The sequence below is a fragment of the Ferruginibacter paludis genome, from assembly GCF_030409685.1.
Classification (GTDB): domain Bacteria; phylum Bacteroidota; class Bacteroidia; order Chitinophagales; family Chitinophagaceae; genus Ferruginibacter; species Ferruginibacter paludis.
In genome coordinates, this window is sequence record NZ_JAUFQJ010000004.1 from 503,543 (window position 1) to 521,624 (window position 18,082).

Annotated in this window: 14 protein-coding genes; 1 reads left to right on the plus strand and 13 read right to left on the minus strand. The window is 43.6% G+C overall.

Annotation, left to right across the window (positions count from 1 at the left end; translation table 11 throughout):
* Positions 1 to 17 precede the first annotated feature (17 nt).
* From QWZ08_RS07860 to QWZ08_RS07890, 7 genes are all read right to left on the minus strand, one after another.
* Positions 18 to 1,385 (minus strand): glycoside hydrolase family 27 protein, encoded by a 1,368-nt coding sequence (locus QWZ08_RS07860; protein ID WP_290336780.1) that lies wholly within the window; start codon positions 1,383 to 1,385, stop codon positions 18 to 20.
* 38 nt (positions 1,386 to 1,423) lie between these two features.
* The gene (locus QWZ08_RS07865; RefSeq protein WP_290336781.1) at positions 1,424 to 3,739 is read right to left on the minus strand and encodes a PDZ domain-containing protein; all 2,316 of its coding nucleotides are present in this window, start codon (positions 3,737 to 3,739) and stop codon (positions 1,424 to 1,426) included.
* Positions 3,740 to 3,972: 233 nt separating this feature from the next.
* On the minus strand, positions 3,973 to 6,453 hold the full coding sequence (locus QWZ08_RS07870) for a glycoside hydrolase family 95 protein (RefSeq protein WP_290336782.1): 2,481 nt from the start codon (positions 6,451 to 6,453) through the stop codon (positions 3,973 to 3,975).
* A gap of 114 nt (positions 6,454 to 6,567) precedes the next feature.
* A complete protein-coding gene (locus tag QWZ08_RS07875) occupies positions 6,568 to 7,011 on the minus strand; it encodes a DinB family protein (RefSeq protein WP_290336784.1) in 444 nt (147 codons plus the stop codon).
* A gap of 69 nt (positions 7,012 to 7,080) precedes the next feature.
* Complete coding sequence (locus QWZ08_RS07880) at positions 7,081 to 8,097, minus strand: zinc-binding alcohol dehydrogenase family protein (protein WP_290336786.1); 1,017 nt, start codon at positions 8,095 to 8,097, stop codon at positions 7,081 to 7,083.
* Between the two features lie 6 nt (positions 8,098 to 8,103).
* Complete coding sequence (locus tag QWZ08_RS07885; protein WP_290336787.1) at positions 8,104 to 9,549, minus strand: alpha-L-fucosidase; 1,446 nt, start codon at positions 9,547 to 9,549, stop codon at positions 8,104 to 8,106.
* Positions 9,550 to 9,570: 21 nt separating this feature from the next.
* Positions 9,571 to 9,729 (minus strand): hypothetical protein, encoded by a 159-nt coding sequence (locus QWZ08_RS07890; protein WP_290336788.1) that lies wholly within the window; start codon positions 9,727 to 9,729, stop codon positions 9,571 to 9,573.
* A gap of 245 nt (positions 9,730 to 9,974) precedes the next feature.
* Between QWZ08_RS07890 and QWZ08_RS07895 the strand changes: the two genes are divergently transcribed.
* A complete protein-coding gene (locus tag QWZ08_RS07895; protein WP_290336789.1) occupies positions 9,975 to 10,856 on the plus strand; it encodes an AraC family transcriptional regulator in 882 nt (293 codons plus the stop codon).
* Between the two features lie 279 nt (positions 10,857 to 11,135).
* On the opposite strand, the gene QWZ08_RS07900 is transcribed toward QWZ08_RS07895, so the two are convergent.
* The 6 genes from QWZ08_RS07900 to QWZ08_RS07925 all read right to left on the minus strand — a co-directional run bounded on the left by QWZ08_RS07900 (position 11,136) and on the right by QWZ08_RS07925 (position 18,029).
* Positions 11,136 to 11,483, minus strand: coding sequence for a hypothetical protein (locus tag QWZ08_RS07900; RefSeq protein WP_290336790.1), 348 nt, complete (start codon positions 11,481 to 11,483; stop codon positions 11,136 to 11,138).
* 315 nt (positions 11,484 to 11,798) lie between these two features.
* Positions 11,799 to 12,575, minus strand: coding sequence for an SGNH/GDSL hydrolase family protein (locus tag QWZ08_RS07905; RefSeq protein WP_290336791.1), 777 nt, complete (start codon positions 12,573 to 12,575; stop codon positions 11,799 to 11,801).
* A gap of 110 nt (positions 12,576 to 12,685) precedes the next feature.
* The gene (locus QWZ08_RS07910) at positions 12,686 to 13,624 is read right to left on the minus strand and encodes an SGNH/GDSL hydrolase family protein (protein WP_290336792.1); all 939 of its coding nucleotides are present in this window, start codon (positions 13,622 to 13,624) and stop codon (positions 12,686 to 12,688) included.
* An 8-nt stretch (positions 13,625 to 13,632) separates the two neighbouring features.
* Complete coding sequence (locus QWZ08_RS07915; protein WP_290336793.1) at positions 13,633 to 15,084, minus strand: alpha-L-fucosidase; 1,452 nt, start codon at positions 15,082 to 15,084, stop codon at positions 13,633 to 13,635.
* A 131-nt stretch (positions 15,085 to 15,215) separates the two neighbouring features.
* Positions 15,216 to 16,559: an alpha-L-fucosidase gene (locus QWZ08_RS07920; RefSeq protein ID WP_290336794.1), complete on the minus strand. Its 1,344-nt coding sequence runs from the start codon at positions 16,557 to 16,559 to the stop codon at positions 15,216 to 15,218.
* A 108-nt stretch (positions 16,560 to 16,667) separates the two neighbouring features.
* Positions 16,668 to 18,029, minus strand: a complete 1,362-nt coding sequence (locus QWZ08_RS07925) for an alpha-L-fucosidase (protein ID WP_290336795.1) — start codon at positions 18,027 to 18,029, stop codon at positions 16,668 to 16,670.
* Between the last annotated feature and the right edge of the window lie 53 nt (positions 18,030 to 18,082).

The following is an 18,082-nucleotide window of genomic DNA, read 5'->3' on the forward strand; positions in this document are numbered from 1 at the left end:
GGATTGTTCTTTAAAATTTATTTAACTGTTAACCGCAACAACACCGATGCATGCGGATTTAATTTTTGTGTGTACTTTTTCTTAAATGAACCAAGGTCAGTCTTCTTCCATAAATCTCTCACCCCAACACTGCCCTTTAATTTAAGAGAAGCTAAATCAAGTACAACGTCATGCGCATTGTCGCCGATGTTAAAAAGACCGACATACAAATCTTTACTGCCTTGTACATTGGATACCCAGATCATACTGCCATCCTGCTTGTACAACTGCTTTGGGTTTTCGCCTTGTTGGTTTACCGCAAGCACTTCGGCATTTGTAAATAATTTCAGTTCCAGTTCCCGGTTGTCCGGCATGTTACCGCCCAGCATTAAGGGCGAACGATAAATGCACCAGAAATTCATGTGCGTATACAATTCATCTTCTGTAAAACGGCTGTATCGCTCAGGGCCAACAGGGCCACGCTTGGAAAGTTTGCCAATCTGTATCATGTCACAATCCGGCCAGTGCCCCGGACCGCCAGTGCCTTCCCAGCTTTTGGCGTAATTGAACATGTGTAACACCATCTCCCAGTTGTCCCAGAAATCATCGGCCATGCGCCACATGCTGGCATGTTTGGTTACATGATCTTTTGCCGATAAAGCCGTTTCGCCGGGCGAAATACTTAACGGCATCGGCCTGCCGGAAGCTGCAATGGCTTTCTCATACCCTTCTATTTCAGCAGTACGATAAGGCCTTGAGATATCATCTACTTTTATAAAATCAACACCCCAGGAAGCATACAATTGAAGTATTGAATTCAGGTATTCCTGTGCGCCCGGCTTGCTCATATTCAAGCCATACATGTGGTTCATCCAGGGGCAGGTAGAGCTGGTGTCAGCAATCATATCCGCCGTGATGCCGTTGGTACCCATCACCGGGGATTTTGCCCACACAGCCTGCCGTGGAATACCCCGCATAACATGAATACCAAATTTTAACCCGAGTGCATGCACATAATCGCCCAATGGTTTAAAACCGTTGCCACCAAAAGCAGAAGGAAATTTCGTTGGTTGCGGCATCAGCCTTCCCCATTTGTCCATCGTTAACCAGGGCACGTAAGATCCATCTTCCAGTTGCTTTTGAAAAGGATTGCCAATGGTGCTGCCTACAGGATTATCATAACTCCATAAAAAATCCACCACTACATATTGCCAGCCGTATTGTTTTAAATTGTTGGCCACATAATCTGCGTTGGCTTTTACCTCATCTTCATGCACCGCCGAACCAAAACAGTTGTAACTGTTCCAGCCCATGGGCGGGGTTTGTGCCACCTGGCAGTTAGCAGTGGTATACAGTGCGAGCAAAATTATAATTGCCATCCAAACTTTTGTTCCGTAAATTTTCATGTGTTGTTTATTCTTTTGTTATTGGCTATCCGGTGTTACTATTTAAAATAAATGGTGATCTTTTTTTCTGCCTGGTTGCGGATGATGGTGCATTCCGCACTCCCCATCCATTTAATATTTTGATAGGTTTGCAATAAATCGCTGATGGCTTTGAGAGGTGTGTTATCCAATTTAATTATTACATCCCCTTTTTGCAAATTACTTTTTGTTGCAAGGGCTTTTTCAGGTAACTCTACCAGCATGGCGCCATGATTGTCGTGCATGCCTGCAGCAGAACGTTCACCCAATGTTTCAATATTTTTAAAGCGTGCACCCAACCATTCAATGGTACTTACCTTTCCGGATGCAATATCGGTAAACAATGGCTTGATTGCTGGAGATGCTGCTTTCTTTTTCAATGCAGGTGATGTTACTCCCACATTGTCGTCAACGTTTTTAAAGCCGGTTTTGAATGCGGCAGAACCTGCCTTGATTGTATAATTGCCAACTGCGGCATTCACAAATTGAGCATTTCCTGCAAGACTATTTTTATCAAGACCTAACTGTTGAGCTTTTTCTAATCCGCCTTTGGCAAGAAAGAAATTATAGTTAATGGATTTACCCCAGTTGTTCATTAAAATGGGCGCATAGGCAGTGCTGACAATGTTGTGTTCAAAAATATCGCCGCTGTTTTTTAACCATACGTGCGGATGAAAAGTATTGTTGATGATAATATTATTGGTTACAGTACGATGATAGCCTTCCCGCAATTTCAATCCGCCATTTAAACAAATATTATTATAGATAAGGTAATTGCTGCTGCCATCATCCAGGTCGATATCCCAGCCATGATCGCATTGAAAACGATTGTTGCGAAGGATGTTTGGTACAATCACATCCAGCAATTCTATGCCCGGCCTTGCTGCTACTATACTATCAATAACAGAACGGTCCGGGCTCCAGAACCTGTCACGCCCCCAGGAATTAAAAGCGCCGTGGTCGCCGGTTTCCAGCACGGTATTGAATACATCATTGAACTCAATCACATGACCGCCCCAGCAACCGTCACCGATGTTGATACCCGACCGGGGTGTGTTGTAAATGGTATTGTGACTAACGGTGATGCATGCCGCCATGTCGATTTCAACACCAGCCACCTGTTTTTCAATCGTGCCGATATGGTGAATTAAATTATCCTGCACCAAACAGTACTGCGGGTAATCAGTTGATTTTGGACCCGGCGTAAAATCCATTTCATTCCAGGGAACAGACAACTCGTATCTGAAAGCCGGCGATCGCACTGCAGCTGGATTACCAACAAATACCACCCCACTGGCTCCAATATCACGGATTTCGTTGTGGTGTATGGAATCGTTTTTATTGTAATTGCTTAGCAAGATGGCATTACCTCCAAGTCCGGAAAAACTGCAGTTGGTGATGTGGATATTTTCTGTTCCGTCAAGCAGGATTGCGCCGCCGCGATAGATTGTCCAGTCGCTGCGCAACAAGGGTTCTTTCGTTTGCATAAAGCTGCGGCTGGTAGCAGTAAACGCAATATTTTGAATAGCAATATTTTTTACCGGTTGATGAGCATTGCCCATGATGTGCAGTAAATCGGTTAGATGACTTACTTCAAACTGGGCCTTTTCAACAACGGCTCCGCGTGGTGGATAGCAATACAATATTTGTGCATTGTTATCGTACCACCATTCGCCAGGCGCATCCAATTCTTCCACAATATTTTCTACAAAACGATATTGAGGATGCATGGGTGCAGGCCGGTTGTTTTGCCAGCCGCCTTCGTAACTCAGTTTACCGTCATTTGTTTTACCGGTAATTAAATAATGAAAATCGCCCCACTCGCCCTCGTGCAACGCATGAATAAATCCGCCTTGTGGGTGTTGCCAGTTGCGTACTCTTTCGTCGCTGATGGCATCGGCAGCGGTACCATTAAATACCCTTGCAGTGGAATCATAATTTGGATAACGGGCCATTGGCAGGTTCTTTCCATTCATCAACAATCTGTCGGGCTTTTCATTTAACACGATGTGCGATTGAAGTATGCCATTTTTATACGGCTGCCATTTCGGTGTAATTTTTTGTGCACCACTAATGGTAACTTGTTCATTTTTATAACCGCGGATGGTAAGGGAATGTGCCTGATAAGAAGCTGCCGTTATGCCAATGGTTTTATCCAGGTAATATACGCCTTTTCTTATTTCAATCACTACGTCTTTACCAGTTAGCGTTATGGCTTTAGCTATCGCTGCCGCAGGCGATTGAAATGGTTGGGTGATTGTTCCGGAGTTAGTATCGTTGCCATTTAATGCTACCAATAATTTTATTTGCCCGCTACAATTAAAAATGCATTGCATGAAAATTATTAGTAAGCAATTTCTTTTGATCATACGATTTGTGGCTGACAGTTACATTTTATTAAGGTGATGTAAAATCTGCGCAAACCTATAGGATTTTGTTGATACATTCTTCTCGTCACAACTTGCTTAAATCCTATAGGTTTATGGTGAGCCCGCAGATTCATTTTGAGAATGTCTTCGCAATCACCTGAAACATTTAATGGAAAGTAAAATCCTCATGATATTTTGTATTATTTTTTACCTCCGGGCACAATAACATAACTTTTGCCTTTTTCTGAATTGAAAGATAAATAGTAGCCATTATTATCTGCAACAGATTTTGCGGCAATACCCTCAATACTAAAGGGAATCGCAGCTCTTACTTTACAACTGCCACCAGTATTTGATTTGATCACCCCACCGGTTAACGAATGATTTTTCCAGTTGATGGACACTTCAAAATTGCCTCTTGCTTTTAAACCTTTAATGCTACCCTGTTGCCAGGCGTCGGGCAAGGCAGGCAATAGATGCAGTTCGCCTAAATGGCTTTGCAGCAACATTTCGCTGATGCCGGAAATACCACCAAAATTACCATCAATCTGGAAAGGCGGGTGTGCATCAAACAGGTTGACATATGAGCCGCCGCCATTGGCGTAATTGGTACCATCCTGGCCGGTGAGGTGCAACAATTTCCCGATCATTAAATAGGCATGGTTGCCATCCAGCAAACGAGCCCAGAAATTGATTTTCCAGGCAAGACTCCAGCCCGTGCCGGCGTCGCCCCTCAGCTCTAATGTCTTCTTTGCAGCGTTGGCCAGGTCGGGCGTTAGCACCGGTGATATCTGGTTGCCGGGATATAATCCAAACAGGTGCGAAACGTGGCGGTGGTGCGGATCTACATCTTCCCAATCTTTATACCATTCCTGTAAGTTTCCTTTTTTACCGATGTGAAAAGGATACAACTTTTCTTTTTTTGCCATCAACAGGTTTCTATATTCAGTATCTTCATTCAGTTCTTTAGACGCATCAATCAGGTTACTGAATAAGTCGCGGATGATGGACATGTCCATAGTGGTTGCAATAGAAGCAGCACCTTCTTTTCCCTTGTCGTCAATAAAACTATTCTCAGGCGAAAATGACGGTGCGGTTACCAGGTAGCCATCTTTGTCTTCTACCAAAAAACTAAGACAAAATTCAGCCGCTCCCTTCATCAACGGGTAAGCATATTCTTTCAAAAATTTTTTATCCTTTGTAAAGCTGTAATGCGTCCATAAATGTTGCGATAACCAGGGTGAACCCATCGTCCAGTTGGCCCACATGGGGTCGCCTTTGCCAATATCCCCTACCGGGTTGGTGAGCGCCCATATATCACTGTTGTGATGCAAAGCCCAACCCTTAGTATGATAAAATTCCTTTGATGTTATCTTTCCCGTAGTAGCAACATTGCCGATAAAATCCATCAGGGGTAAATGCATCTCCGAAAGATTAGTTACTTCGGCTGGCCAGTAATTCATTTGTACATTGATGTTGGTGGTATAGTTGCTGCTCCATGGTGGTTGCAGTTCCTTGTTCCAGATGCCCTGCAAATTAGCGGGTACACCCGGCGTGCGGGAACAACTGATGAGCAGATAGCGGCCATATTGAAAATACAACGTTTCAAAAGAAGGATCTTTAGCGCCTTCGGTGTACCCCAGTAAACGCTCGTCCGTTGGCAAGGCTGCGTTTTTATTATTCACCGGCGTAGCCAATGTAAAATTTACCCGGTTAAAAAAATGATGGTAGTCGGACTGGTGGCGGTTGAGCAGCAATGTCCAGTTCTTTTTTGCAGCGCCTGTTAAATAGTTTGTCGCAATTTTATCTTCATCCTTTCCTTCTGAATCCGGGCATTTATCAAACCCGTTAAAACTGGTTGCTGCAGACAATAGGATCAATACATCCGTACCATTTTTAATAGAGATGCCCTTTTCATCTGTGGTGATGGCAGCCTCTTTGCTGATGGCTTTCACCCGCCATTCAAAGCGCATGCCCCTGCAACCAGCAGGATCAATTTCATCCACCGCATTTTCAGTACCTACATATACAGGTTGAATATGTGAAGGCACTTTTCCCTTCATCGCAATTTCATTGTTGCTGATGATGGATTGCTGGTATTTCAATAAGCCGCCCGTACCAATGGTGAAATTTAGCTGCCCCGGTTTACTGGCTGTTAAATGAATGGCAATTACCTGGTCGGCCCCGGAGCTGATAATTTGCCGCGTGAAAACCGTACCGTCCGCGGTATACCGGGTGGTGGCGATCGCATCGCTGATATTGAGGTCACGGTAATAACCGGTAATGTTACTGTCTTTTAATTGCTGATGAATTTTTAAATCGCCCAGCGGCAGGTAGCTCTCTGAGTAGTACCCCTGCATGCCTTTGGCATATTGATAAGCACTGTCATAATGCTCGCCGTTGAACAAGGCCTGTCTTGCCTTTAATAAATTGTCATAGGCACCGGGGTTCACATTGGTCCTTACCGGCCCACCTGCCCACAAGGTGGCTTCATTTAATTGAATCAGTTCATTGGCCGCACCGCCAAATATCATGGCGCCCAAACGCCCATTGCCGATGGGTAAGGCTTCCGTCCATTTTTTAGCCGGTTGTTTATACCATAACTTTTCACCCGGCTGTGCCTTCAATCCATCAGCAACAGCAAGCAATACAATGCAGCTAACAAGCAATCGTTTTATCATCCTTTTCTTTTTTCTGTGTAAGACAACGTTCGTTTATATGTTCTTCAAATACAATGAAGACCTGTCAAAAATAACCAACTATGTGGTGATGTAAAATATTCCTTTCAGCTGTTGCTATCTTTTCCAAAAGATATAATCGGTAAGTGGCGGATCAATTCCCGCCTGCCTTAATTCCAAAGCGATCTGCCCCCGGTGATAAGTAGAATGGTTTATTACCTGGAAAAGTATTGTCTTTATACTGTTGGTAAAAGGGGCACCTTTAGAAGTAGTATAACCTATCATCTCTTCCAGATCACGGCTGTTTAATATCCGCACGCTATGATCGATATTTTCCCGGTTAATCTTTCCAAAGTCACTGGCAGTGTGTAGTTGCCATATGCCGTAGTGCACTTCGCTTTTGGTAATCCTGGCGTTCCACACGTGATGGGCATTCAGCAGGTGGCTAAACAGCCTTATTACATTGGCAGGTATTTTTTCCCCCTGGCTACCGATCAAATCAATCAATTGCTGATTGGTGTCGTTACTATATTGAAAAAGTTCTGTAAAAAAGTTTTCCATTGTACATTATGTTGATGCGATATATTATTCGCCTTTAAATATACAACACCGGTCACGATAATTGCACGCCTACTCCATTTCCACCATGGCTTTAATAACCCCTGTAGCCGGTATCAGCCAACTGTTAAACACTTCTTTTACTTCCGAAAACTTCGCCCGGTGCTTAATATAATTGGCCGGATTTACCAGGCCACTTTTCATCGCTGCCATTACCGTTTCAAAATCTTTTCGGGTGGCATTGCGGCTGCTCATTAAAGTAGATTCCCGTTTATGAAATTCGGGATGACTGAAACTAATCTCGTCCTTTTGCAGGCCGATTAGGACAAACCTGCCGCCGTGCGCCAGGTACTGCAAGGCATTGTTGATGGCCTGGCGGTTGCCGGTCGCGTCAATTACCACCGTTGGCATGTCGTTGTTCGTGATGGCTTTCAGTCTTTGTATCACATTGTCTGATGCAGCATTGATGGTATGTTCAATGCCCAATTTCTCCCGGCAAAACTGCAGCCGCTGGTCGTTGATATCGAGTGCTATTACCGTAGCCCCTGCAATCCGGGCAAATTCCATGGTACCCAAACCTATAGGGCCGGCACCAATCACCAACACAAATTCTCCCGCCGCTATGTTTGCCCTGCGCACGCCGTGGGCGCCAATGGCCAGCGGTTCAACCAATGCCAGCTCATCATAACTTAATCCATTGCTTTTTAACAGTGAATAAGATGGCACTGATACATACTCCGCCATACCCCCATCGCTGTGTACGCCAAATACGTTGATTTGTGTGCAACAATTGGGCTTGCCGTTGCGACAGGCAATGCAGCTACCGCAGTTGAAATAAGGAATGATGGTGATGGCTTCACCCGGCACAAATCCTTCGGCACCATCAGCTTCAATTAAATCTCCCGACAGTTCGTGCCCTAAAATTCTCGGGTAAGAAAAATAAGGCTGGGTTCCTTCAAAGGCATGCAGGTCGGTACCGCAAATGCCAATTCGTTTTATTTGTACAATGGCGTGGCCGGGTGTTAATACCGGTGGCACCATTTCTTTATAGTCAAAAGCTCCGGGTTCAGTGCATACCAATGCTGTCATGAAATGCTATTTTTTTAAATTTATTTTATACGTTACCGCGTTTTGCGATGGATAATTTTTGGATGGCTTAATTACCAACGCATCGGCTTGCTGCGACCAGGAAACTTTTTCGGTACTGCCTACCATTTCTACGGATGCGATGGTACCATTGCCGGCTTTTACCCCCAATGCTTTTACGATGGTGTTGGTTGTGGGTAATCCCATGGCTATGGCATACAAAATGTCTCCCTTGGTAGTAAACCGGATATCCTGTGCAGTGAATGGCTTTTTCTGATCTGCAAAACTTCCACTCGCAGATTCTGTGGGGCCTTCGCCAAATATTTTCCAGGGACGGGTGCCGTAAATAGCTTCCCCGTTTACTTCCAGCCATTTGCCTGTACCGAGTAAGGTTTGTGTCTCTTCATCGGTGATGGTACCATCCGGGCGTGGCCCGATGTTCAGCAACAGGTTACCATTTTTGCTGACAATATCTATCAGGTTAGTGATAACATATTTGGCGTCTTTAAAGGTATTGCCCGCCGCATAGCCCCAGGAGTTGTTGCCGATGGCATCATCCGTTTGCCAGGCCAGTTGCCGGATACCCGCCAGTTTACCCCGCTCCAAATCAAGCACGGCAGTTCCATCCGGGTATGAAATATTTTTATAGTTTACCACCACCCCTTTGTTCCATTCAAGCCCTTTGTTGTAGTAGGAAGCAGCAAACGATTTACGGTAAGGATCCATGGCGGGTTGCTCTATCCACCAATCAAACCAAAACAATTGCGGCTGGTAATTATTCACCAGCTCTGTGTTGCGCAGCAACCAGTCATTCATGTATTCCGCAGAAGGTGTCTCATTTTCTTCCCTTGCCGGGCCGTAAAAGTCACTGAACTTATCATCCAGCACATCCGATGGAAACTTGCGGCCACCATTCATAAAAAACCAGTGTTCTATCCGGTGAGAAGACAATCCAAAAACCAATCCCTGCTTTTTTATTTCCGCTGCCAGTTCACCAATCACATCTCTTTTGGGACCCATTTCAAAAGCATTCCATTTAGAGTAGGCCGTTTTATACATGGCGAAGCCGTCATGGTGTTCCGCTACCGGTACCACATATTTTGCACCTGCTTTTTTGAAAAGTTCCACCCACTGCTGCGGGTTAAATTTTTCTGCTTTAAACAGGGGGATAAAATCCTTGTACCCAAATTTTTCCTGGCTGCCATAAGTGGCTACATGATGTTTGAATTCGTCTGATCCCTGCTGATACATTTGCCTCGGATACCATTCAGACGCAAAGGCAGGTACCGAGTAAACACCCCAGTGAATGAAGATGCCGAACTTGGCATCGCGAAACCAGTCAGGCGTGGTGTATTTTTTTAACGATTCCCAGGTTGCCTGGTATTTTTCCTGTGCCTGTAATGTGGTGGTAACGCAGCAAAACAGTAGTACGAAAAATAAAAAAAACTTTCTCATGCACTTATTCTTTTTAGATTATTAAAACAGTTGATTGAATGATTGCTGAATACCTGCCAGTGTTTGTGAAAGCTTCCCCTGCGTAAGACATACCCGGACACCCGCACATAAACGCAGGCTGCTATTGTCGCACAAAAGGCAGGCGCCCAGGTATGCACTACTTGTAAATTGGTTTTTCATTAAGTACAATTTATTTCCGGTGATTTTACACTACAAAAAGGAAAAGATGAAAAGGTAAAATATTGCTACTCCCGGCAAATTTCCTTTTTTTACAATCGTCGTCGCCCCCGTCAGTAAATGGAGGCATTCTTTATGGCATCGTGTTTAAAGTGTAAACTTACTTTTAAGCATTGATTTATCCTGCCATTTTATTTTCAAAGACTGATGGTATATTACCCTAACTTAGTTGCCTGTTACTGCAATGTATGAAACCAACTTTACGCCAGATTACCACCACCCCCGAAGCTTCTTTTCTAGTACGGAAAGATGTAGGCGAAAGCATGCTCAACAACTGGCACTATCACCCGGAAGTTGAATTGTTGTACATTAAAAAAAGTTCAGGCACCTGGCTGATCGGCGACCATATTGGTAATTTTGACAATGGTGATATGGTTTTGATTGGCGCCAATTTACCGCATTGCTTCCGGCACGAGTATCCTCACATCAATAAAAAAGGAATTGCACCTGGCGAATCTATCTGCATCAAGTTTGTACCCGATATTTTCGGCAGCACTTTTTTACAGCTGCCGGAAACCAAGGCCATCAGGCAGCTGTTATCCAAATGCAATACAGGATTAAAAATAACAGGTAAAGCAAAAAACAGTCTGCCCCTGACGATTGAAAAAATGTTGACCGCTACTCCCGGGATGAAACTGGCTTACCTGCTTTTTTTGTTAGAAGAAATTGCAACCAGCAAAGAATACCTTCCCTTGTCCTCTGCAGGGTTTATGCTATCGGCGGGTGATACCAATAAGGATAAAATAAAGCTGGTGTTTGAATACACGTTTAATCGCTACAACGAAAAAATAAGCCTGCCGCAAGTGGCAGCTATATTGAACATGACGACACCTTCGTTTTGCCGCTACTTTAAAAGCAAAACCAATAAAACCTATATCCAGTTTCTGATGGAAGTGAGAATAGGCTTCGCCTGCAGGCTGTTGGTGGAAGATGAAAAAAATGTATCGGAAGTATGTTATGAATGCGGATACAACAACCTGTCGCACTTTAACAAGCAATTTAAAACCATTACTAAAAAAACGCCACTGGGATATAGAGGGGATTATTTAAAGATGAAGATGGGGAGTTAGTGGGTGAGATTAAATCATGGGGCCGGCACCACAAAACTGAAAACGTCCAGGTCGAGTCTCTGCACTGGTTATGATGCCTTACAATTCTTTACATGCTGCTGGACTTGCCGACCTATCAGTACGGTACCATCAGATTGCCATAGACAATTTTATTGGTAATGCGAGCACTTTTCCTTGTTAGTCGTCGAGTCCTGCAACCATTGCTGGTTGCGAACTTCAGTAACTTGGGCAGAGACTCGCCCGGGAAATCACTGGATGGAGGCCCGAAGCGGAAAAAAATTATTTATATCTGACTGCTTGTACTGTCAAACCAGGCTGTTTAAAAAAAAGCAATGTGTCTCTAATTGGATTTCTAATCACATGAATGTTTTCAAACTTTGCTTGATTTTCCGGAAGATTAATAATCATGTCATCACCTACGATTTTATAGGAATAAGCTTTTGAGTGTTCAAAATAATAAATAGAATCCTTCCTAATTTCCCACACAGGCCTGCTGTCGCTGGCCCCTCCCCATTTCCCTATAAGTGTATTATTGACAGAGTCTTCAAAACTGATTTTTTGATTTTGTTTTCCATTTTCAATACAAGAAGAGAAAAACAAAATCGAAATTAAATATACAAGTTTCATAATCTGTTTGCTTTTTATAATTACTTAGGATAAATATAATCAGGGGTACTTTATGGACAGGAAAAGTATCCGTCGCCGGCTCCGTACTTGGCTCTATTTTGCCATTACCAAGCACCTTGTCTGTATATCCAGTTTGTCTGTCATAAATTATGGCACTCTTTTTTACCAAACTGGGTTAAGAACTTCGTCCTGGGGTTTTCACGGCATACACCACAAGTAGCTGTTAACTTCCGTGAAACCCCGACCTTGAATACGTTTGGAAGCTAAAACCTTCAAGATGGAGTTTGCTGACAAAACCACTAAGAAAAAAATCGATTATCTGATGAACTTTAATTTTCTGCTCACTTGCTTTGTCCATTCCCTCGCCATCAACTCATGCCCTGCAGGCATTGGGTGTATGCCATCCCATATCCAGTAATCAGCCGGAGCTTTTGACAAAGCTTTATCAAAGGCAGTTTGAAATTCAACAAACACGGCGTTGAATTCTTTGCTTAGCTTCTTCGCAATTACCCGACGTTGTTTCATTTCTGCTGAATACTCGTCCCACCTTTCTTTTATTCTACCCACAGGCAAAATAAATGGCTCGCCAATTACGAGCTGTGTATCGGGCAAAGCTTGTTTTGTTTGTTGTAAAAGTTGGCGGTAATCCTGTTCAAACTGGCCGGCGGTAAAATATTTGTCTCCATGCATGAGTGCATCCACATCATTGATGCCCACTAAAATGCTCAGCAGGTTGGGTTGTATATCGATGGTGTCGGTTTGCCAGCGTGCTGCCAGGTCGGGCACTTTGTTGCCGCTGATGCCGCGGTTAAAAAAATGAAATCCTTTCGAAGGAAAATCATACCAAAGCTTGCTTGCAATGATATACTGGTAACCATGCCCCATCACGTGGTTCCAGTCTTTGTCCCTGGTGCGGTTACCATCTGTTATAGAATCGCCCTGGAATAAAAAAGTAAAGCCATCGCAATCTTTATTGGTATTGGTTATAAGGGGTGATGCAAAGATGGTTGTAGCGGGTAACATAGCCAACGCTCCGAGGCTTGCTGCCTGCTTTAAAAAGTTTCTGCGCTTGCATGCTGCTTCATTGCTCATTGGATATATTTTAAGTACAACAATTTTATTTCTTTCGGCATTTAATTATGGAAGATGACGACCTCGTTTTATAAAGGCCTTTTATTCCAGGCTGGTGTACCTGTTTCCCATTATTTTTTGCCTGGAATCAATACTTCAACTGCTGACAGCATCGATGCTGCTTTTGCCTGCGCTTCTCTCAAAGGCAATCCGGTGGCCATTCCCGGGCGGGTGTGTTTGGTTGCCGTGAGCCAGGCATCCCTTAACATGTTCTGTCTTTCTGCAACAAGCGCCAGTAGTTTTTTTGCATCCCCTGATTGTTGCAGGCTTGTTGTTATACTGACCGATGAAGCAACTGTTTTAAAACCCAGAAACAATAAAATTTGTTGGGCCATTATCCAATGCCCTGTTTCATCGGGATGCACCCCGTCTTGTGCCAGTGCAAAATTTGCATCCAGTTTGCGGTGCTCCTCAAGGTATTTTTTCATTGGATAATGAATATCAATTACCTGCCATCTGGATGAATGTATTTTACTCAACAACCAATCTGAATAGGTGTCCAGCACTTTTGTATAGCCAATACTTTTACCTTTTACTTCATCATAATCCGGTGGCGTTAAGTGCACGATTCTTGCTCCTGCTTTCACCACTTCGTCATGCAGCCAGTTGATACCCTCTTTAAATTTTTGAAACCTTACGGAATCCAAAGGCATATAGATACCATCATTCATTCCATAACAAGCGAATACCAAATCGGGCTTTGTTTGCTGCAATACACGATGCAGCCGCTCATGTAAATCCGGTCGTGGAAATTTTCCATCCGCATGCCCCGGCTCGGATAAGCCGGATACTGTTTCACTTGGCAAACCAACATTGATGATTTCGAAATGTCGCCCCGGATACTGAACCCGCAGGTACGCTTCCACATCGTTTACATACATGCCAGCCCACGTAATGCTGTTACCGATAAACAAGATTTTTCTTGTTGTCTTGTTAATCACCTGCGCAGTTGCCATCGTATATACAAGACTTAAACAACACCATACAATAATCGCATTAAGCTTCTTCATTTTTTAATTTACAAGGCATTTTTTATTTGTAACACAAATAACTCAGCGGCTACCTCGCCGGGTTTTAACGCAGACAGATCAACGATGGTATCCTGCCCCACCTGTTTAATTTTTAGTGATTTAGTACTTCCTAAAATAGAAACGGAAGCTCCTGCGGCTACTTTAAAATTGCGCAGTTTTATTTGCGGTTTGTAGCTGGGTATAATGCAAAATAAGTTCCTGCCTTTGGTAGTAAAAAAAGCTTCTACATTGGCATAATCCTTTTTTGGTTTTACCAGCTCTGCAATACTGTAACCCGCCATAAAAGCCTCGCCTTTCTTCTCTGGCTTTTTGCCGTCGCTCCATTCGTACGGTTGTTTATATGCTTTGGTGCCGTAGATCGCTTCGCCGTTTGTTTGCAACCATGCGCCCATGTCTTCCAGGCGCTGCTGCATAATTACTGGTATGCGGCCATCGGCTGTAGGCCCGATATCCAATAACAGGTTACCGCCTCTTGATACAATATCTGCCAGCATCAAAATCAGGTCGTGACTGCTTTTATAATCTTCTAATTTTTCATTGCGGTTATAGCCATACGAGTGGCCAATTCCCTGGCTTTCTTCCCAGATAACACTGGCATCCATTCCACTTCCATACTCTGATGTGGAGTAAGTAGCTCCGGTATTTTTGCTGCGGGTATTGTTGCCCCAGCGGTCATCTACCACTACTTCTTTTGCTACCGGAGATTCATTGAATAACCAGGCCAGTAGCTCTTCACTTTTCCATGCTGTGTCAGATAATTCCCATTCGCCATCAGAGAAAATTACAGACGGTTTGTATTTTGTTACGAGGTCTTTAAACTGTGGTATCATGTGTTCTGATACATATCTTTTTTTATCCGTTAACCACAAAGGATTGAACCATTCATACAGGGAATAGTAGTAGCCCATTTTTAACCCGGACTTTCTTACAGCTGTACTCAGGTCGCCAAGCAAATCGCGTTTAGGCGTGCCTGTTACTGCATTCCAGGGCCGGTTCCAGTCGCGGTCAGCTTCAGCACTGTTCCATAAACAATAACCTTCATGGTGTTTGGAAGTTAACACTACATATTTAGCACCCGATTTTTTGAACACATCCGCCCATTGATCCGGGTTGAACATCTCCGCTTTAAATTGTTTTTCAAATTGCGGGTAGGTAAAATCAGCTCCATAATTTTTATTGTGAAAGGCAGTGAAGTTGCTATCCTTTTCCTGCAGGCGATACCAGTACCACTCCGCATAACTATCGCCGCTGTTGGGTATTACAGGCGCATAAGCAGGCACCGCATACACGCCCCAATGAATAAAAATGCCAAACTTATCCTGCTGAAACCATTCGGGCATTTTGCGGGTATTAAGCGAAGCCCAGTTGGGTTGAAAGGTTTGCGCAAAGACCGTGCAAAAGGCAAACAGCGTAAAAATCAAAAAGTGTATTTTTTTCATCTTCATTTTTATTTAAAGCGTGTTATTGTGAATTGTCAATAGTCAATGGTCGATAGTCAATGGTCAGCGTTAGCATTAGCTCCGCTCACTCACTATTCACTATTGACCACTCACCACTCACTACTGACCATTCACTTTATCACCGGTATTTGTTCCGCATTTTTATCCAGCTCCAGCACTATAACTGAACTTACAGCATCAGGCAATTCTTTGGGTAAATCAATGATTATGGGCGAAGCTGTTTCCTGTTTAAAAGTGACTGCGGGGCCATTCAGGAAATGCGCTTTTATAATTTTTATTCCCGGTAAAAGCGGCAGTTCCGGTGTGGCTGCTTTTCTTTCAAAAATATGCAGGTAAATGATGTTGCCTTTTCTTGTTGCAGCATAAGTTTCATTGGGATAATAAGGACCGCCCTTTGTACCATAAATGGAAGCACCATATTTTTTCAACCAACCGCCCATCTCCTTCAAACGGTTTACCTGCCTGGCTTCCATCCTGCCATCCATCATCGGACCCACATTAAAAAGCAGGTTGCCATTGCCGCCAGCGGTTTTGACCAGTGTCTGTAAACATTGCTTCAGCGACTTCATTTCATCATTTGGTTTCCATGCCCATTGGTTACAAATGGTGATGCAGCTTTCCCAAGGATCGTCCATATTCAATGCACCCACTTTTTGTTCCGGCGTGAGATAATCGCCTACAGACTCTGATGAAAAAGCAATGTGCTCACCTTTGCCCAACCGGTTGTTGATGATTACATTTTTATCAAGACTCTTAATGTACTGGTAAACATCCACTGCATATTCCTTTGTCCAGGGCTTTTCCCAGTTGCCATCAAACCAGAGCATGTAGGGTTTGTATTGTGTAATCAGTTCCTTTAATTCTTTCTTAATTGTACCAACAAAACGGGGCATATTACCGGGTACATTTTTGGTTGAATCGTGCGGACTGTGCACCGGGTAATCCGCATCGTGCCAGTCTAACACCGTGAAATAAATACAAAAGGCAATGCCCTGCTTTTTGCAAGCCGCGGCAAGCTCACCCACAATATCTTTTTTGAAAGGCGTATGCATGATGTTGTAGTCAGAGGCTGCTGTAGGCCATTCGCAAAAGCCATCATGGTGTTTGGCGGTGATGGTGACATATTTCATTCCAGCATCTTTCGCAGCTTTTACCCAGGCATCTGCATTAAATAATACCGGGTTAAATTCTTTATAGAGGTTGTCATATTCTTCAGTAGCTACTTCACTTCCGCGGCTCCAGCCAATCTCTGTACCACGTAAACTCACCGGGCCAAAATGTATGAACATGCCAAAACGCTTGTCCATAAAACCATCAATAACTGCTTTAGAAGTTTTAATGCCGGGCGCCAATTGCTGCGCTTGCACGGAGTAAAAAATCATTGAAAGAACAACAGCTAAACCAGCCATTGCAAGCGTTCGCTTGTTGTTCCCGTGTTGTCTTGCTGTTAGCATGGCTGAAAATATTTTATTATGACGGCAGCATTTGAAATGTAACGCTGTCGCTTTGTAATTAAGATAAATAAATCCGGGCTTGTTTACTTGGACAATAAAATCAGTCAATCAATTCACAGTTAATTCCACCACCGGAATTTCGTACACAGGCTTTTTCTCAGGCAATGTTAACAGGATGTCATTGCCTTGTTCCATCATCTTCAGCTCCGAATTATCATGCAGAAACTGGGCATATTTTATCTTGCCTTTGTAACCCGTCAACAATAATTTACCATCGGTGGGATAGTCAAACAAATGCACGTACAGGCGTTTTGCAGCTGCGTTGTAGGTTAGTTTATCATTTGAAGGAACCTGGTAAGTGTCAGGTGCAAAGCTGCAATAGTAAATAGATTTGTTGTTGGCATGCATCCAATGCGAAAGACTGTCCAGTGCGTTGTTGGCGCGGTAATCAAATTCGCCCCTGGCAGTTGGACCAACATTTAAAATCAGGTTGCCGCCATTGCTGGTGGAACTGATCAGCAGGTCGAGCAACTGGTGGTGTGTCTTCCATGAGTTTTCGTCACGGTAATAACCCCATGAGCCGGAGAACGTCTGGCAGGTTTCCCATGTTTTGCCTTTGTATTTTGCAAGCTCTTCCGGGCTTACCTGTTCGGGTGTATCAAAGTCTTCACCGTCAGCATAATCGCCCAGGTCAAGCCGGTTGTCTACAATAATGCCTGGCTGCAGTTTTCTTATTTGCTTTATCAGCGCTACGGAATTCCAGTCATTTTTGCCCTTACCATATTTTTCCGGATAAGAAAAATCAAGCCAGAGAATATCAATTTTACCATAGTTTGACAACAGTTCCGTTACCTGGTTATACAGGTAAGTGCGGTACTTCGCCATATCTCTTCCCTTGTTCAATCTTGCGTAAGCCGTATCGCTGTCGGTAAGCGGCCGTTGCGGATGTACTTTGTCAATTGGAAAATCAGGATGATGCCAATCGATCAGTGAATAATAAAAACCAATCTTTATTCCTTCTGCTCTAAAAGCATCTACATACTCTTTTACAAGGTCTCTTTTTGCGGCAGTTTTGGTGGCTTTGTAATCGGTGTATTTGCTGTCGAACAAACAAAAACCTTCATGATGTTTCGTGGTGAGTACGGCGTATTTCATACCCGCTGCTTTTGCTTCCTTCGCCCATTTTTTAGGTTCAAAAAGATCGGGATTAAACTCATCAAAATATTTTTGGTAGGTTTCGTTGGTAATGCGTTCCTGGTTTTTCACCCACTCATGCCTGGCAGGCAACGAATACAAACCCCAGTGAATAAACATGCCGAAACGGGCGTCTGTCCACCATTGCATGCGTATTACTTTTTGCGCCGGTGTTTCATTGCTGAGGGATGGTTTGGTTTGAGCATTGATTGGATTGGCAACTGTTGATAGCAATACTAACAACACATAGAAGGCAATGGGTAATAGTTTTTTCATGCAGTTTAATTTAATATTTTTTTAAGAAATGATTGACGATATCTTTTCATTAC

Bases quoted from the DNA above. Each gene is read 5' to 3' on its own strand.
- QWZ08_RS07860 (WP_290336780.1), bottom strand. From the start codon at position 1,385: ATGAAAATTTACGGAACAAAAGTTTGGATGGCAATTATAATTTTGCTC.
- QWZ08_RS07865 (WP_290336781.1), bottom strand. From the start codon at position 3,739: ATGCAATGCATTTTTAATTGTAGCGGGCAAATAAAATTATTGGTAGCA.
- QWZ08_RS07870 (WP_290336782.1), bottom strand. From the start codon at position 6,453: ATGATAAAACGATTGCTTGTTAGCTGCATTGTATTGCTTGCTGTTGCT.
- QWZ08_RS07875 (WP_290336784.1), bottom strand. From the start codon at position 7,011: ATGGAAAACTTTTTTACAGAACTTTTTCAATATAGTAACGACACCAAT.
- QWZ08_RS07880 (WP_290336786.1), bottom strand. From the start codon at position 8,097: ATGACAGCATTGGTATGCACTGAACCCGGAGCTTTTGACTATAAAGAA.
- QWZ08_RS07885 (WP_290336787.1), bottom strand. From the start codon at position 9,549: ATGAGAAAGTTTTTTTTATTTTTCGTACTACTGTTTTGCTGCGTTACC.
- QWZ08_RS07890 (WP_290336788.1), bottom strand. From the start codon at position 9,729: ATGAAAAACCAATTTACAAGTAGTGCATACCTGGGCGCCTGCCTTTTG.
- QWZ08_RS07895 (WP_290336789.1), top strand. From the start codon at position 9,975: ATGAAACCAACTTTACGCCAGATTACCACCACCCCCGAAGCTTCTTTT.
- QWZ08_RS07900 (WP_290336790.1), bottom strand. From the start codon at position 11,483: ATGAAACTTGTATATTTAATTTCGATTTTGTTTTTCTCTTCTTGTATT.
- QWZ08_RS07905 (WP_290336791.1), bottom strand. From the start codon at position 12,575: ATGAGCAATGAAGCAGCATGCAAGCGCAGAAACTTTTTAAAGCAGGCA.
- QWZ08_RS07910 (WP_290336792.1), bottom strand. From the start codon at position 13,624: ATGAAGAAGCTTAATGCGATTATTGTATGGTGTTGTTTAAGTCTTGTA.
- QWZ08_RS07915 (WP_290336793.1), bottom strand. From the start codon at position 15,084: ATGAAAAAAATACACTTTTTGATTTTTACGCTGTTTGCCTTTTGCACG.
- QWZ08_RS07920 (WP_290336794.1), bottom strand. From the start codon at position 16,559: ATGCTAACAGCAAGACAACACGGGAACAACAAGCGAACGCTTGCAATG.
- QWZ08_RS07925 (WP_290336795.1), bottom strand. From the start codon at position 18,029: ATGAAAAAACTATTACCCATTGCCTTCTATGTGTTGTTAGTATTGCTA.